This window comes from Halorhodospira halophila SL1 (genome assembly GCF_000015585.1).
Classification (GTDB): domain Bacteria; phylum Pseudomonadota; class Gammaproteobacteria; order Nitrococcales; family Halorhodospiraceae; genus Halorhodospira; species Halorhodospira halophila.
Genome location: NC_008789.1, coordinates 40297 through 54348 on the forward strand (window position 1 = coordinate 40297; position 14052 = coordinate 54348).

Below are 14052 nucleotides of genomic sequence, written 5' to 3' on the forward strand. Positions count from 1 at the left end.
CGCCGTTGATGGAATGCTAGCGCCGTCGCGTCTGCCTCGCGAACCGTTCCACGGTCTTGGCCGGGACATCGCCGATGGCGGTGACCTGATGGTCCTCCACGGGGCGCTCGTAGGCATGGAGGGCGCCGGCCCGCGCCTGGCCCTCGTTACCGCCCGGCTCTGGGGCGATATAGACGGAGACGGAGGCCAGGCCATCGCTAAACAGCAGGTGCTCGATGGGGTCCTGCCCCGGCTCGGGTGAGGGAATACGACCGTGTGCGATGCGTGAGAAACCCGCCGGTACATCGATCACTTCCCACTCCGGCTCGCCGCTGTCGTCGCTCTCCTCGGCCAGGCGCCGCTCGACCCGCCGCTGCGCCTCACCAACGGGCTCCAACTCTTCGGCGTCGATATCGTCACGAAGGGTGAAGCTCGTGAACAGCAGGCGTTCGATGACGCGGCGCCCGTCGAGCAACTGGGCATGAAGCGGTAGGCCGCTCTCCTCGTCGACCCACAGCCGGTGACCGTAACGCAACTGATCCAGTGGTTCGACGGCGATGACCGTAGTCGGGCGGCCGGCGACCCGTCCCTCGCCTTGGAGCTGGATGCGGTAGAGGTCTTCGGAGATGCTGTCCGCCCGGGGCCACCCCTCGCCGAGGGAGGTGACCACGCCACTGCCACGCAGGCGATCGCCCTTAGCAATGGGGCCGGCAAGCAGGGCGCCCTCCGGGGTGCGGATCATCTCCCGATGGGAGCCGGTGAGCATCTCCAGCCGCTGATGGCGCCCCGAATCACCGGCTCTGTGCACGATGTGCACGGTCTCCACCACCCCGGCCCGGGCGTAGACAAAGATCCCCTCATAGGAGTGCTGATCCAGGGCCTCGACCATCCGGTTGAGGGCCTCCCGGCCCTCTTCGCCCGCGCCCCGATCCGTACCCTCCGCCAGGGCCACCTGGCCGTTGGCGATCCAGAAAAGGCCGGCGCACAGGAGTGCGCGGAGGAACCACGCACGGTCAGGGATCCCCATGCTGCGGTACCCGTACCTGATGAAGCATGCTACCGGGATAATCGGACTCGGCCTGCTCGGCGTGATCGATCATGAAACGGTGCAGCCGCGAGGGCATGGCATCGGGCACCGGCTCCACAGCGGATTCGCCTGAGGTGCCGGCAGTAGCCCGATCGGTGCCCGGCCAGGGCAACCCGCCGCTGTCGCCCAGGGTCACCGGACGGACTGTCGTACCGCCCACGGCGCGCTCGCCCCCCGCCGGCGACTCAGCCACCTCGGTCGACGGCTCCCCGCCACCGGCCGTGGGCTCGGTCCCCGCCCCCGGGGGCGCACCGCCCTGCCACCAGAATACCGTCATCGCTGCGACACTGGCCGCGATCAGCCCGCCGAAGGCCGGTCGGCGCCAGTCTCTGGAAGCAGCTTGGCGCGCCGCGTCCCGGCGCGCGTCGTAGGCCGGCTCACTGGCCAACTCCGCGCGCACCCGCTCGACCAGATCGGTGCTCGGCTGAGGCGGAAGATTGCGCTGCAACGCATCGCGCATCAGGAAGTAGCGGGCCAGCCGCCCACGGGCCTCGGCATCGTGGTCCAGGCGCCGCATCAGGAACGCCCGCTGCTCGCGCGGCAGCTCGTCATCGACCAGCGCGGAGAGCTGTTCGGCGAGTCGATCCCGATGTTGTTCTTCCGACATACCCTTATCCCCCGAAAGCCACCATGCCCTTATATCTCTTCGCCAGTCAGCGGCCGCAGTCGCTTGTCGATCGCCTCTCGGGCGCGGAAGATGCGCGAGCGAACCGTACCCACCGGGCACTCCATGACCTGAGCAATCTCCTGGTAACTCAGACCCTCGAGTTCGCGCAGCGTCACCGCAGTGCGCAGCTCCTCGGGCAGCTCGGCGATCGCCTCAACGACCGTCCGTTCAACCTCGTCCCGATAGGCTTCGGCCTCCGGCGTATCCTGCTCGCGGAGCATGGTGTCGATGTCAAAACGCTCCGCATCCTGCGCGTCGACGTCCGAGTCCGGTGGCCGGCGCCCTTGCGCAACCAGGTGGTTCTTGGCCGTGTTAACCCCGATCCGGTAGAGCCAGGTGTAGAAGCTGCTCTCTCCCCGGAACCCGGGAATCGCCCGGTAGGCCTTGATAAAGGCCTCCTGCGCCACATCCATTGCCTCCTGCGGATCGCGCACGTAACGCGAGATGAGCTTGACCAGCTTTTGCTGGTAGCGCAGCACGAGGATATCAAAGGCCTGTTTTTCACCGGCCTGTACGCGCTCCACGAGCTCGCGATCCGATTCCTCGGAGCTCATCGCCACCGGCGCCCTCCGATATCGGTGCGCCGGTACTTGCTGCTGTAGACACTCCGCTGGGGCGTGAGTTCGCGCACGGGTCCGAGAATCTGGCAATCGTGGGTGGGTGATTTGCCGCGGGTGGCGCGGCGTGCGAAGCTTTGCAGCCTATCCGATAGGCTGGCAAAAGCGCAACCAAATGGCGGAACCAAGAACAGCTTACGACGTGGTGGTGATCGGCAGTGGGCTCGCCGGGCTGACCGTGGCGCTGCAACTCCCCGGCGATCTGAGAGTGGCCGTTCTCTCTAAGGGGACGCTGACCGAAGGCGCCACGCCCTACGCGCAGGGTGGCGTGTCGGCGGCGCTGGATGCCGCGGACTCGGTCGATGCCCACGTCGCGGACACCCTGGAGGCGGGTGCCGCACTGAACGACCCGGACGTCACCCGGTTCGTCGCCGAGCGCGCTCGCACCGCCATCGAATGGCTGGTCGACCAAGAGGTGCCGTTTTCGCGCATCACCCTCGGCGATGGCACCGCCGGCCTGCACCTCCACCAAGAGGGCGGGCACAGCCATCGGCGGGTTGTCCACGCCGACGATGCCACCGGCGCGGCGATCTCCCGGAGCCTGTCGGCGCTCGTGATCGAGCGGGGCAATATCGACTTACTAGAAGGTCGTTACGCGGTGGACCTGATCACCGGGGCCCGGCTCGGCGCAACGGACGACCGTTGCTACGGCGCCTACGTGTTTGACCAGGCCAGCGGCCGCGTAGAGCTGCTCAGCGCACCGTTTGTGGTGCTCGCCTGCGGCGGCGCGAGCAAGGTCTACCTCTACTCGACCAGCCCCTACGCCGCCACGGGCGACGGGATCGCCATGGCCTGGCGGGCCGGCTGCCGGGTGGGCAACCTGGAATTCAACCAGTTCCACCCCACCTGCCTGTACCACCCGGACGAGCGGTCGTTCCTGATCAGCGAGGCGGTCCGCGGAGAGGGTGGCCATCTACTGCTGCCCAGCGGGGAGCGCTTCATGCACCGGTTCGACGCGCGCGGCGAACTCGCCCCGCGCGATATTGTCGCCCGGGCCATCGACTACGAGATGAAACGCCTCGGCGCAGAATGCCTCTACCTGGATATCAGTCACCAGCCGGATGCGCTGATCGAGGAGCACTTCCCGACCATCCTGCGGCGCTGTCAGGAGCTCGGCATCGATATGCGTCGCGAGCCGCTGCCGGTCGTACCGGCCGCCCACTACACCTGCGGCGGTGTCGTCGCCGATCGCCGCGGACGAACCGACGTACCCGGCCTCTACGCCGTCGGCGAGACGGCCTGCAGCGGGCTGCACGGTGCCAATCGCCTGGCGAGCAACTCCCTGCTTGAGTGCCTGGTCTTCGGCGCCGAGGCAGCGCGCGATATTGCCGCCGAGGCGCAGCACGCGGTCTCGATGCCGGAACTCCCGGCCTGGGATGAAAGCCGGGTCACTGACTCCGACGAGCAGGTGGTGGTCAGTCACAACTGGGCCGAACTCCGCCGCGCGATGTGGAATTACGTCGGTATCGTGCGCAGCGACCGCAGGCTGGAACGGGCAGCACGGCGCATCGACCTGCTCTCCCGGGAGGTTCATGAGTACTACAGCCATTTCCGCATCAGCGGCGATCTGATTGAGTTGCGCAACCTCATCGAGGTCGCCAACCTGACGGTCCGATGTGCGGGGCGTCGCCGCGAGAGTCGCGGCCTCCACTTTACCCTCGACTTCCCCGAGCGCGACGACGAACAGACCACGGCCACCATCCTGCGCCCGCCAAAGCCCCGCCCCTTCGGCCACCTGCGCTCCTGCCGCGAAGCCTAGTGCGCACCGCGGGCTCACCGGGCAGCGAGCGCGTCCAGACCCGCAGGCGCCGGTGGTGCTCCGCGCCGAGCTGACCACGGGGAATAAACAGGTCGTAACGGCAGCCGTCCACCGTTCGAACGCTCAGCGCCACCAGCCAGGGGTGAGTAAAACGCGTGAGCACCCGGGCCCCCAGCCGGCGCCCGTCCCGGTACTGGAGGTGGATGCGACCGTCAGTCTGAAGGTGGCACCGGCGCAGCCGTTGCAGACGACTCTGGCTTCGCCGGGCAACGACCAGCGCCCCCACTAGGCTCCCAGCCCATAGCAGGAACAGTGGCAGCGGCAGGGCGCGGTCGGCCAGCAGGATCACCGTCCCGCAGGCCGTGACCGCCAATGCCGCCAGCCATGCGCCGCTAACGCGGGGGCGAAAACTCAGTGGTTCGGATAAGTTCGACAATCCGGTGCAGTTCCCCGTCCGTGGGCGATTGCCCGGCAATCAACCAGTCCTGCAGGAAGTGGTCCTCGAGCCCGAGCAGCCGCTCGAACGCGGCCTGGTCGTGGCTATCGAGCTGCGCGAACCGGTCTTCCAGAAAGCGCTCCAGGAGCAGATCCAGCTCCTTGGTGCCACGGCGGCAGCGCCAACGCAGCCGCTTGCGTACCGCCGCGGTGTCCATGGCTTGATCCGACGCCCTCACGTCTCCCGCTCGGCGATCAGCCGTTTGATGGCACCGATCGCCTTGCCCGGATTCAGGCCCTTCGGGCACGTCGCGGTGCAGTTCATGATGGTATGGCATCGATAGAGCTTGAACGAGTCGTCGAGCTCATCGAGACGCTTGCCGGTTGCCTCGTCGCGGCTATCGGCGATCCACCGATAGGCCTGCAACAGGGCCGCAGGACCGAGGTAGCGGTCACCGTTCCACCAGTAACTTGGGCAGGAGGTCGAACAGCAAGCACACAGGATGCACTCGTAGAGCCCGTCGAGGGCCTCACGCTCCTCCTTGGACTGCAGCCGCTCCTTGTCCGGCGGCGTCGGCGTCTCGGTCTTGATCCACGGCTCCAGCGAGGCGTACTGCGCGTAGAAGTGATTCATGTCGGGGACCAGATCCTTGACCACATCCATGTGCGGCAGGGGATAGACCTTCACATCGCCCTTGATCTCGTCCATGCCCTTGGTGCAGGCGAGGGTATTGGTCCCGTCAATGTTCATGGCGCAGGAGCCGCAGATTCCCTCCCGGCACGAACGCCGGAAGGTCAGCGTCGGGTCGACCTCATCCTTGATCTTGATCAGGGCGTCGAGGACCATCGGACCGGCGCTGTCGGCATCGATCTCGTAGGTGTCCATACGCGGGGTCGCACCGCCCTCCGGGTCGTAACGATAGACCCGGATGCGCCGGATATTTTCGCTCTTCTCCGCGTCGGGGGCACGGTAGGTGTAGCCCTTGCGGATGCGGGAGTTGGCGGGAAGCCTGAACTCTGCCATATCTGTCTCCCTGGATTCTTTAGTACACCCGGGCCTTGGGAGGGATCGCCTCCACGTCGTCGCTCAGGGTATGGAGGTGGACGGGGCGATAGGCGATATCCACGGAGCCGTCGCTGCGCAGCGTCGACAGCGTGTGCTTGAGCCAGTTCTCGTCATCGCGCTCGGCGTAATCCTCGCGGGCGTGGGCCCCGCGACTTTCGAGCCGGTTGCGCGCTGAGTGAATCGTGGTCACGGCACTACCCAGGAGATTCTCCAGCTCCAGCGTCTCGATCAGGTCCGAGTTCCAGATCAGCGACCGGTCGGTCACCCCGACATCGGCGAAGCCACGGAAGACATCGTCCATCCGGTTGCAGCCCTGCTCCAACACATCCCCGGTACGGAAGACCGCGGCGTAGTTCTGCATGGTGTTCTGCATCTCTCTGCGCAGCTGCGCTGTCGGCTTGCTGCCGTTGGCGCGGCGCAGCCGGTCCAGTCGCTGCAGAGCCAGATCCGCGGCGCCGGCGGGCAGCGGCGCATGGGGCTTGCCGCGGCCACCGATGACCTCAGCCGCTCGGTGGGCGGCCGCACGGCCAAACACCACCAGATCGAGCAGCGAATTCGAACCCAGGCGATTGGCGCCGTGCACCGAGACGCAGGCGGCCTCTCCGATCGCCATCAGTCCCGGAACCACGGCGTCGGGATCGCCGTCCTTGAGGTGCACCACCTCGCCCATGTGATTGGTGGGGATCCCGCCCATGTTGTAGTGGACGGTGGGCAGAACCGGGATCGGCTCCTTGGTGACATCCACGCCGGCAAAGATCTGTGCCGACTCGGCAATCCCCGGCAGTCGCTCGTGGATGACCTCCGGGCCGAGGTGCTCCAGGTGCAGGTGGATGTGATCGCCGTGCTCGCCGACCCCCCGCCCCTCACGGATCTCGATGGTCATCGACCGCGATACCACGTCCCGCGAGGCCAGGTCCTTAGCATTGGGGGCGTACCGCTCCATGAAGCGCTCGCCCTGGGCGTTGGTGAGATACCCGCCCTCGCCTCGCACCCCCTCGGTAATCAGGCAGCCCGCGCCGTAGATGCCGGTGGGGTGGAACTGGACGAACTCCATATCCTGCAACGGCAGACCGGCCCGCAACACCATGCCGTTACCGTCGCCCGTACAGGTGTGCGCCGAGGTGCAGGAGAAGTAGCTACGGCCATAACCGCCGGTGGCCAGTACGACCTGGTGGGCCCGGAAGATGTGGACCGTACCGGTCTCCATATCGAGCGTCACCACACCCCGACAGACCCCATCGTCCATCATCAGGTCGATGGCGAAGTGCTCGATGTAGAACTCCGCCTTGTGCTTGAGCGCCTGCTGATACAGCGTGTGCAGGATCGCGTGCCCGGTCCGGTCAGCAGCGGCGCAGGTCCGCTGGGCCGTCCCCTCCCCGAAGTGGGTGGTCATGCCGCCAAACGGGCGCTGGTAGATCTTGCCGTCTTCAGTGCGCGAGAAGGGCACGCCGTAGTGCTCCAGCTCGACGATGGCCGGCACTGCCTCGCGGCACATGTACTCGATGGCGTCCTGATCCCCGAGCCAGTCCGAGCCCTTGATGGTGTCGTACATGTGCCAGCGCCAGTCGTCCTCACCCATGTTGCCGAGCGCCGCGGAGACACCACCCTGGGCAGCCACGGTATGGCTGCGCGTAGGGAATACCTTGGTAACGCAGGCGGTATTCAGCCCCTGTTCCGCCATGCCGAAGGTCGCCCGTAGGCCGGCGCCACCGGCACCGACAACAACGACATCGTACTGGTGCTCGACCGTTTTGATCGGTTCTGTCATCTGCGCCTTAGCCCCCCAGAACGATTTGGATGACCGCCAGGATCCCGGCGACGGCCACCAGGAAACACGCGAAGTAAACAGCGAGGTTGCCGAACCACTTCAGCCCCTCCAGGTGCACGTAGTCTTCGATGACCACCTGGACCCCGAGCGCCCCGTGATAGAAGAGCATGATGATGGCCGCGATGAGCAGCGTGGCGTTGAACGGGTTCGCCACCCATGCCCGGGCCGCCTCGAAGTCGGCACCCGCCTGCAGGGCCAGTCCGATCCCCAGCCACATCATCAGCGGGACCAGCACCAGCGCCGTAAGGCGTTGGTGCCACCAGTGGTGGAAGCCGTTCTTAGCCGAACCGAGGCCGCGGGCCCGGGAGACGGCGGTCTCGTACCTGCGCATGATCAAAACTCCCCTGCGTAAGCGATCACCCACACCAGAGCGGTCAACAGGACACTCGCAGCGAGCACCATGTAGCCGCCGCGATAGACCGCCTTGAGCTCGAAGGCGCGTACGGTGTCCCAGACTAGGTGCCGAATCCCGTTGCACAGGTGGTAGGCCAGGCTGAACGTGATCCCCAGCAGCACCAACTGCCCCAACCAGTGCCCCAGCACCTGGGTCAGTAGCTCGTAGTACTCGGGGCCGGCGGCCAGGGCCATCACCCAGGCGACGAGCAGAACCGCCGCCATGGTGACGAACACCCCGGTGCCCCGGTGCAGCACGGAGAGCAGCGAGGTCAATTGCGGCCGGTAGATGGTCAGGTGCGGAGAGAGCGGACGATTCGGATTTCTCATGGATGTTTAGCTCCGCTGAGCCGAGTCAGAACCTGCGGCGCACGATAAGAATGAAGAAGCGGGATGATAAGCTATATTGCGGATAACCGTAATGCAAGCATTAACAAGAAGAAATGCTGACGCCAGCAGAAGATTAACGATCCCGCGCCGTTGGCGAGTGATGCCCTGCAGCGAGGATCACCCACAATGACTACGATGTCAGTATACGTGTTCCGCCCCTAGAGTGGCACGGGAAGAGAAACAAGCCCCGAGGAGGCCCAATGCCCCAAGAGTTTCCGGCCCCACCGGACAGCGCTGAAACCCCGTCCGCTCAAGCGGACTGCTACCACGCCGGCGCTGGCTACGCCGTCGTTGCGGTCACCGGCGACGAGGCCCAGGACTTCCTGCAGCGCATCCTGACAGCGGACATCCCACCGCCGGCCGCCAAGCACAGCGTGCTCGCCGGACTGTGCACCCCCAAAGGACGTCTGCTGGCCCTGGCCCGGCTGATCCCCTGGGACGACGGGTACCGGCTGGTTCTCCCCGACGACGTGGCCGGGGCGACCGTGTCGCGCCTGCAGATGTACGTGCTGCGCTCCCGGGTCACCGTTGCACCGCCGACCCCTGACTGGCGCCTGGTCCGAGCCGCCGGCCCCGGGGCCCGCGCCGTGCTGGCGGAGCGCTGCGGACACCCCCTACCGGAGGTCGACGGTGGGGTCAGCCACAGTGCGGACATGGCCATCGTGCGCATGCCCGGCACTCCGGAGCGCTACTGCGCGGTGGGTCCCGCGAGCCCTGTTCAGGCCCTGGAACACGCGCTTGCCGAGTACCTTCCGTCGGCCGATACCGCGGCCTGGCGGGCGATCGAGATCCGCGCCGGGCAACCGGAGATCCGCGCACCGGGGCGCGAGCTCTTCATCCCGCAGATGGTGAATCTCGATCGCCTCGGCGGGGTCAGCTTCAGCAAGGGGTGCTTCCCCGGTCAGGAAGTGGTCGCGCGGACCCATTACCGGGGCAAGGTCAAGCAGCGGATGTTCCGGGCCGCCGGCACGGGACCCGCACCGGCGGATGGCTGCGAGATTCGTGACGCCGAAGGCCAGCTGGCCGGCCACATCGTCTGCGCGGCGGAGGTGCCCGAAGGGTTCGTCGCCCTCGCCTCGCTGCGCGAGGCGCAGCTGGAAACCGCCCCGCTGAGCGCCGACGGCCAGCGGCTCCGGCTCAGCGAGGCGGGAGCCTGAACCCGCGGCTCCTTAAGACTCGGGGCGCATGGCGGGGAACAGAAGGACATCGCGGATCGAATCGCAGTCGGCGAGCAGCATGACCAGCCGATCGATCCCGATCCCCTCGCCGGCGGTCGGCGGCAGGCCGTACTCCAGGGCACGGATATAGTCCGCGTCGTAGTGCATCGCCTCCTGGTCGCCGGCATCCCGCTCCGCCGCCTGGGCCCGGAAACGCGCGGCCTGGTCCTCGGCGTCGTTCAACTCCGAGAAGCCGTTGGCGATTTCGCGGCCACCGACGATCAGCTCGAAGCGCTCGGTGTAGCACGGGTCGTCGTCGAGCGGACGGGCCAGCGGCGACACCTCCTTCGGGTAGTCGGTGACGAACACGGGGCCGTGCAGGCGGGGCTCGGCTGTCTCCTCGAACAGGGCCGCCTGGATCTTGCCCAGCCCGTCGCCGGGAGGCACCTCGATCCCGCGCGCCTGCGCCGCCTGGGCCGCCCGCTCGCGCTCAGTCAGATCTTCGATGCCGAGGTCCGAATTGAAGCGAAGTACCGCTTCAATCAGTGATATACGCTCAAAACTTGATGCAAAGTCGTAAGTTTCACCCTGCCAGGTCACCTGCCCGGAGCCCAGCGCCTGTTCGGCCAGGTGGCGGAGCATCTCTTCAGTGAGGTCCATCAGGTCTCGATAATCGGCGAAGGCCTGATAGAACTCCAGCATGGTGAATTCCGGATTGTGCCGGGTCGATACGCCTTCATTCCGGAAGTTGCGGTTGACTTCGTAGACGCGTTCGAACCCGCCGACCACCAGCCGCTTGAGGTAGAGCTCCGGCGCGATGCGCAGATACAGATCCCGCCCCAGGGCGTTGTGGTGGGTCACGAAGGGCCGGGCCGCAGCGCCCCCGGGGATCGGCTGCATCATCGGGGTCTCGACTTCCATGAAGCCGCGCTCGTCGAGGAAGCGGCGCATGGCAGCCAACACCCGGGTGCGCAGGGCGAAGACCCGTTGACTCTCCTCATTGACGATCAGATCCAAGTAGCGCTGGCGGTAGCGGATCTCGTGATCGTTCAGCCCGTGCCACTTCTCCGGCAGCGGTCGCAGGGATTTGGTCAGGAGCCGGATCTCCTCGCACTGGATCGATAGCTCCCCCTTCTTGGTGCGAAAGATCGTCCCGGTGGCACCGACGATATCGCCCACATCCCAGCCCTTGAAGGCGGCGTAAGCACCTTCCGGCAGGTCGTCCCGACGCAGATAGAGCTGGATCCGGCCAGAGCTGTCCTGCAGCTGCGCGAAGCTCGCCTTGCCCATCACCCGTTTGGCCATCATGCGTCCGCCAACTGTCACCCGGGCGCCCTCCTGCTCCAGGGCCTCGCTATCCAGCGGGCCGTAGCGCTCGTGAAGGTCGGCGGCCAGCGCATCGCGGCGGAAATCGTTCGGGAAGGCCTGGCCGGTCTCGCGCAGGCCCTGCAACTTCTCGCGGCGCTGGGCGATGAGCTTGTTCTCGTCGCTATCGGACATGCTGACTCCGGGCTGTAGCTGGCTGAAGGGAAGCGTCAGAGGCCGGCCTTGAGGCTCGCCTGGATGAACGGATCGAGATGGCCGTCGAGCACCGCCTGCGTGTTGCCGATTTCGACCCCCGTCCGCAGATCCTTGATTCGGGACTGATCGAGGACATAGGAACGGATCTGATTGCCCCAGCCGATATCGGACTTGGTGTCTTCCTGCGCTTCGGCCTCGGCACGGCGGCGCTGCATCTCCAGCTCGTAGAGCTTGGCGCGCAGCTGGCTCATCGCCGTCGCACGGTTCTTGTGCTGCGACCGGTCGTTCTGCGACTGCACCACGATGCCCGTCGGTTCGTGGGTGATACGCACCGCTGACTCGGTGGTGTTGACGTGCTGCCCCCCGGCACCCGAGGCGCGGAAGACGTCCACGCGCAGATCCGATGGATCGATCTCGATATCGACATTCTCTTCGTCGATCTCGGGGGAGACGAACACCGAGGAGAACGAGGTGTGCCGACGCCCCCCTGAGTCGAAGGGCGACTTACGCACCAGGCGATGCACACCGGTCTCCGTGCGCAGCCAGCCGAAGGCATACTCGCCGGAGACCTTGATCGTGGCGCTCTTGACCCCCGCCTCTTGGCCGGCGGTGACCTCGATAACCTCGGTCTCGAAGCCGCGCGCCTCGGCCCAGCGCAGATACATTCTCAGCAGCATCTCGGCCCAGTCCTGGGCCTCGGTGCCCCCGGAACCGGCCTGGATATCCAGAAAGGCGTTGGAGGTGTCCATCTCGCCGGAGAACATCCGGCGGAACTCCAGGGTCTCGACCTGCCCGGCAACACGCTGGATGTCCGCCTGGACCGCCTCGAGGGTCTCTGCGTCCCCCTCCTCCCGGGCCATGGCGACCATCTCGTCGGCATCATCGAGCACCGAGCCGATCTCACCGAGAGTATTCAGGACCGACTGCAGTTGCGAGCGCTCGCGGCTCAGCCCCTGGGCCGTCTCCGGTTCACTCCAGACGTCGGGGTTCTCCAGCTCACGCAGGACTTCTTCTAGCCGTTCACGTTTGCCGGCTTCGTCAAAGATACCCCCTCAGGGCCTCAAAACGCCCTTGCAGGTCTTCGATTTGTTCAAGCAGCGGGTTGATCTCCATGGGCACCTCCGGATACTAAGGGCGCGAATCGTACTATATTCACCCGCCTTTCAGCAGCCTTGAACCTTCGCGCCGGCGCCGCGCGCCGCCGAAGGGGGCTGTGGTCGCCGCCGGGTCCCGGCGGCGGGCGGCCGCCATCCACTGGCTGATCAGGATTGAGGATCCCATGACGACGACAAGCAGTGCCGAGCCGGGCCATCAGAAACTTGCCTGGGCGCGTGCACACATGCCGGTGCACACCGCCCTGCGCGATCGCTACCGCGAGATACGCCCCTTCGCGGGACTCTGCATCGCGGTCTGCTCGCACATCGAGGCCAAGACCGGCGTCTTCCTTGAGACACTCGCCGCTGCCGGCGCCGAGGTGGTCTTTACCGGGAGCGAGCCTGGTTCCAGTCAGGACGACGTCGTAGCGGCGCTGAACGAGCAACCGGGGATCAGCGGCTACGCCCGGCGCGGGGTCAACGAAGAGGAACTGGCCCGCCTCCACAGCCGCGCCCTCGACCACCAACCGAACCTGATCCTCGACGACGCGGCCGAACTCACCGCGCGTCTGGTGCACCAGCGCCCCGAGTTGCTCGACGGACTGCGCGGCGTCTGCGAGCAAACCACCACCGGGGTGCAGCGCATCCAGGCCATGCTCGCCGATGGTGCACTGCGGTTTCCCGCCTACGCCGTCAACCACACACCGATGAAGCACGAGTTCGATAACATCCACGGCACCGGCGAGTCGGCATTGACCAACCTGATGCTGACCACGAACCTGCTGCTCGCCGGCAAGCAGGTGGTGGTCTGCGGCTACGGCGACTGCGGCGTCGGCATCGCCCACAAGGCGCGTGCCTGGGGCGCACAGGTCACGGTGACCGAGGTTGAGCCACGGCGGGCGCTGCGTGCCCACATGAACGGCTTCGCCGTGCGTCCCATGGACGAAGCTGCCGGCATCGGCGAGTTCTTCATCACGGCCACGGGCAACCGGGACGTGATCCGGGGCGAGCACTTCCGCCTCATGCGCGACGGTGCCATCCTGGCCAACGCCGGGCACTTCAACGTGGAGATCGATGCCGCCGGACTGGCCGACGAGGCCGAGGCCCGCTACACGGTGCGCCCGGGGATTGAGGCCTTCCGCATGGGCGATGGCCGCGAGATCCACTTGATCTGCGAGGGCCGCCTGGTCAACCTGGCCGCGCCGACGGCCATGGGGCACCCGGCCGAGGTCATGGACCAGACCTTCGCCATGCAGTTCATGGCCGCTGAGGACTTGCTGCGCCGGCGTGACCAGCTGAACGCCGGCGTTCACGCCGTCCCCGACGCCGTTGATGCCGAGGTGGCCAGCCTTAAGCTTAAGACGCTGGGTGTCGGCATCGACGCCCTGACCGACAGCCAGCGGCGTTTCCTGGAGGCGTGGCGGGCCGACGATATCCTTGAGTCGCCCTGAAATGTGCCCCACGGAACCGCCGACGACCAGCGTCCAGTGGACGCGGTTCCACCCGGCGACTTGCCTGAGGCGAAAACGCGCACTAGGGTATAGACGCTATGGCTGAATACAAACGCGACGACAATCCGGACCGTCACGAGGGACACAGTCGGACCTCACCCTATCCGGTGAGCCGACTCTCCGCGCCCATCGACCTGGTCGATACGGCCCGCGAGATCCAAGAGGCAGACCAGGCGATCAACAACCGCACCAGCTCCAAGCTGACGGTGATCGCCGATCAGATCCGTGCCCTTCAGGAGCAGGCGCGGGAGGTCCTCGAGGAGAGCCAGCGGGACATGGACCTGCACCGGGCCAAGTGCAACTTCACGCGGCGGCCGGGCAGCATTTATCACCTCTACGAACGCGACGATGGCGAGCTGTACTTCTCCATGCTCGCCCCGGAGGACTGGCGAAATGGTCCGCCCCACACCTACAAGGGGTCGTACCGCCTTGAGGCCGATCTCTCGTGGACGCCCTTCGAAGAGATGGACCAGCCCGACGCCACCCGGGACATGGTGCAGCGGCTGATCGCGGACCACCGCGGCGGCGCCGGCTGAAACAGCCGGCGC

14 protein-coding genes are annotated in these 14052 nt (G+C 66.4%); 4 read left to right on the forward strand and 10 right to left on the reverse strand.

What is annotated here, in order from left to right; genetic code table 11:
* Nucleotides 1–16: 16 nt before the first annotated feature.
* From HHAL_RS00210 to rpoE, 3 genes are read right to left on the reverse strand one after another with little or no spacing between them, the layout of a single operon-like run.
* Nucleotides 17–1006: a MucB/RseB C-terminal domain-containing protein gene (locus tag HHAL_RS00210; RefSeq protein WP_011812856.1), complete on the reverse strand. Its 990-nt coding sequence runs from the start codon at nt 1004–1006 to the stop codon at nt 17–19.
* The gene (locus HHAL_RS12350; RefSeq protein WP_011812857.1) at nt 993–1673 is read right to left on the reverse strand and encodes a sigma-E factor negative regulatory protein; all 681 of its coding nucleotides are present in this window, start codon (nt 1671–1673) and stop codon (nt 993–995) included. Before HHAL_RS12350 ends, HHAL_RS00210 begins: the two co-directional genes overlap by 14 nt.
* Before the next feature lie 29 nt (nt 1674–1702).
* A complete protein-coding gene (gene rpoE, locus HHAL_RS00220; protein ID WP_011812858.1) occupies nt 1703–2287 on the reverse strand; it encodes an RNA polymerase sigma factor RpoE in 585 nt (194 codons plus the stop codon).
* Between the two features lie 178 nt (nt 2288–2465).
* Between rpoE and nadB the strand changes: the two genes are divergently transcribed.
* Entirely contained in the window at nt 2466–4109 is a 1644-nt protein-coding gene (gene nadB / locus HHAL_RS00225) for an L-aspartate oxidase (protein ID WP_041594978.1), read from the forward strand.
* Nucleotides 4110–4501: 392 nt separating this feature from the next.
* Here nadB and HHAL_RS00230 read toward each other — a convergent pair whose 3' ends face one another.
* The 5 genes from HHAL_RS00230 to sdhC are packed head-to-tail and all read right to left on the reverse strand — an operon-like array spanning nt 4502 to nt 8161.
* The gene (locus HHAL_RS00230) at nt 4502–4762 is read right to left on the reverse strand and encodes an FAD assembly factor SdhE (RefSeq protein WP_011812860.1); all 261 of its coding nucleotides are present in this window, start codon (nt 4760–4762) and stop codon (nt 4502–4504) included.
* A 17-nt stretch (nt 4763–4779) separates the two neighbouring features.
* Nucleotides 4780–5568: a succinate dehydrogenase iron-sulfur subunit gene (locus HHAL_RS00235; protein WP_011812861.1), complete on the reverse strand. Its 789-nt coding sequence runs from the start codon at nt 5566–5568 to the stop codon at nt 4780–4782.
* A 19-nt stretch (nt 5569–5587) separates the two neighbouring features.
* Entirely contained in the window at nt 5588–7378 is a 1791-nt protein-coding gene (gene sdhA / locus HHAL_RS00240) for a succinate dehydrogenase flavoprotein subunit (RefSeq protein ID WP_011812862.1), read from the reverse strand.
* Between the two features lie 7 nt (nt 7379–7385).
* Nucleotides 7386–7769, reverse strand: a complete 384-nt coding sequence (gene sdhD / locus HHAL_RS00245) for a succinate dehydrogenase, hydrophobic membrane anchor protein (protein ID WP_011812863.1) — start codon at nt 7767–7769, stop codon at nt 7386–7388.
* Between the two features lie 2 nt (nt 7770–7771).
* On the reverse strand, nt 7772–8161 hold the full coding sequence (gene sdhC, locus HHAL_RS00250; RefSeq protein ID WP_011812864.1) for a succinate dehydrogenase, cytochrome b556 subunit: 390 nt from the start codon (nt 8159–8161) through the stop codon (nt 7772–7774).
* A gap of 260 nt (nt 8162–8421) precedes the next feature.
* On the opposite strand from sdhC, the gene ygfZ reads away from it, so the two are divergent.
* Nucleotides 8422–9378 carry a CAF17-like 4Fe-4S cluster assembly/insertion protein YgfZ gene (gene ygfZ / locus HHAL_RS00255; protein WP_011812865.1) on the forward strand — a complete coding sequence of 319 codons (957 nt, stop codon included), beginning with the start codon at nt 8422–8424 and terminating at the stop codon, nt 9376–9378.
* 12 nt (nt 9379–9390) lie between these two features.
* Here ygfZ and lysS read toward each other — a convergent pair whose 3' ends face one another.
* Together lysS and prfB are read right to left on the reverse strand one after the other, a co-directional pair.
* Entirely contained in the window at nt 9391–10878 is a 1488-nt protein-coding gene (gene lysS, locus HHAL_RS00260; protein ID WP_011812866.1) for a lysine--tRNA ligase, read from the reverse strand.
* Between the two features lie 35 nt (nt 10879–10913).
* A protein-coding gene (gene prfB, locus HHAL_RS00265) for a peptide chain release factor 2 (RefSeq protein WP_144446052.1) occupies nt 10914–12012 on the reverse strand; the annotation gives its coding sequence in 2 pieces (ribosomal slippage) (nt 10914–11939 and nt 11941–12012; 1098 coding nt in all).
* A 166-nt stretch (nt 12013–12178) separates the two neighbouring features.
* On the opposite strand from prfB, the gene HHAL_RS00270 reads away from it, so the two are divergent.
* Together HHAL_RS00270 and HHAL_RS00275 are read left to right on the forward strand one after the other, a co-directional pair.
* Nucleotides 12179–13444, forward strand: coding sequence for an adenosylhomocysteinase (locus tag HHAL_RS00270; RefSeq protein ID WP_011812868.1), 1266 nt, complete (start codon nt 12179–12181; stop codon nt 13442–13444).
* Nucleotides 13445–13542: 98 nt separating this feature from the next.
* Nucleotides 13543–14040 carry a C1orf50 family protein gene (locus HHAL_RS00275; protein ID WP_011812869.1) on the forward strand — a complete coding sequence of 166 codons (498 nt, stop codon included), beginning with the start codon at nt 13543–13545 and terminating at the stop codon, nt 14038–14040.
* Nucleotides 14041–14052: the final 12 nt, after the last annotated feature.

Bases quoted from the DNA above. Each gene is read 5' to 3' on its own strand.
- HHAL_RS00235 (WP_011812861.1), bottom strand. From the start codon at position 5,568: ATGGCAGAGTTCAGGCTTCCCGCCAACTCCCGCATCCGCAAGGGCTAC.
- sdhA (WP_011812862.1), bottom strand. From the start codon at position 7,378: ATGACAGAACCGATCAAAACGGTCGAGCACCAGTACGATGTCGTTGTT.
- HHAL_RS00210 (WP_011812856.1), bottom strand. From the start codon at position 1,006: ATGGGGATCCCTGACCGTGCGTGGTTCCTCCGCGCACTCCTGTGCGCC.
- HHAL_RS00230 (WP_011812860.1), bottom strand. From the start codon at position 4,762: ATGGACACCGCGGCGGTACGCAAGCGGCTGCGTTGGCGCTGCCGCCGT.
- sdhD (WP_011812863.1), bottom strand. From the start codon at position 7,769: ATGCGCAGGTACGAGACCGCCGTCTCCCGGGCCCGCGGCCTCGGTTCG.
- lysS (WP_011812866.1), bottom strand. From the start codon at position 10,878: ATGTCCGATAGCGACGAGAACAAGCTCATCGCCCAGCGCCGCGAGAAG.
- nadB (WP_041594978.1), top strand. From the start codon at position 2,466: ATGGCGGAACCAAGAACAGCTTACGACGTGGTGGTGATCGGCAGTGGG.
- HHAL_RS00275 (WP_011812869.1), top strand. From the start codon at position 13,543: ATGGCTGAATACAAACGCGACGACAATCCGGACCGTCACGAGGGACAC.
- ygfZ (WP_011812865.1), top strand. From the start codon at position 8,422: ATGCCCCAAGAGTTTCCGGCCCCACCGGACAGCGCTGAAACCCCGTCC.
- rpoE (WP_011812858.1), bottom strand. From the start codon at position 2,287: ATGAGCTCCGAGGAATCGGATCGCGAGCTCGTGGAGCGCGTACAGGCC.
- sdhC (WP_011812864.1), bottom strand. From the start codon at position 8,161: ATGAGAAATCCGAATCGTCCGCTCTCTCCGCACCTGACCATCTACCGG.
- HHAL_RS00270 (WP_011812868.1), top strand. From the start codon at position 12,179: ATGACGACGACAAGCAGTGCCGAGCCGGGCCATCAGAAACTTGCCTGG.
- HHAL_RS12350 (WP_011812857.1), bottom strand. From the start codon at position 1,673: ATGTCGGAAGAACAACATCGGGATCGACTCGCCGAACAGCTCTCCGCG.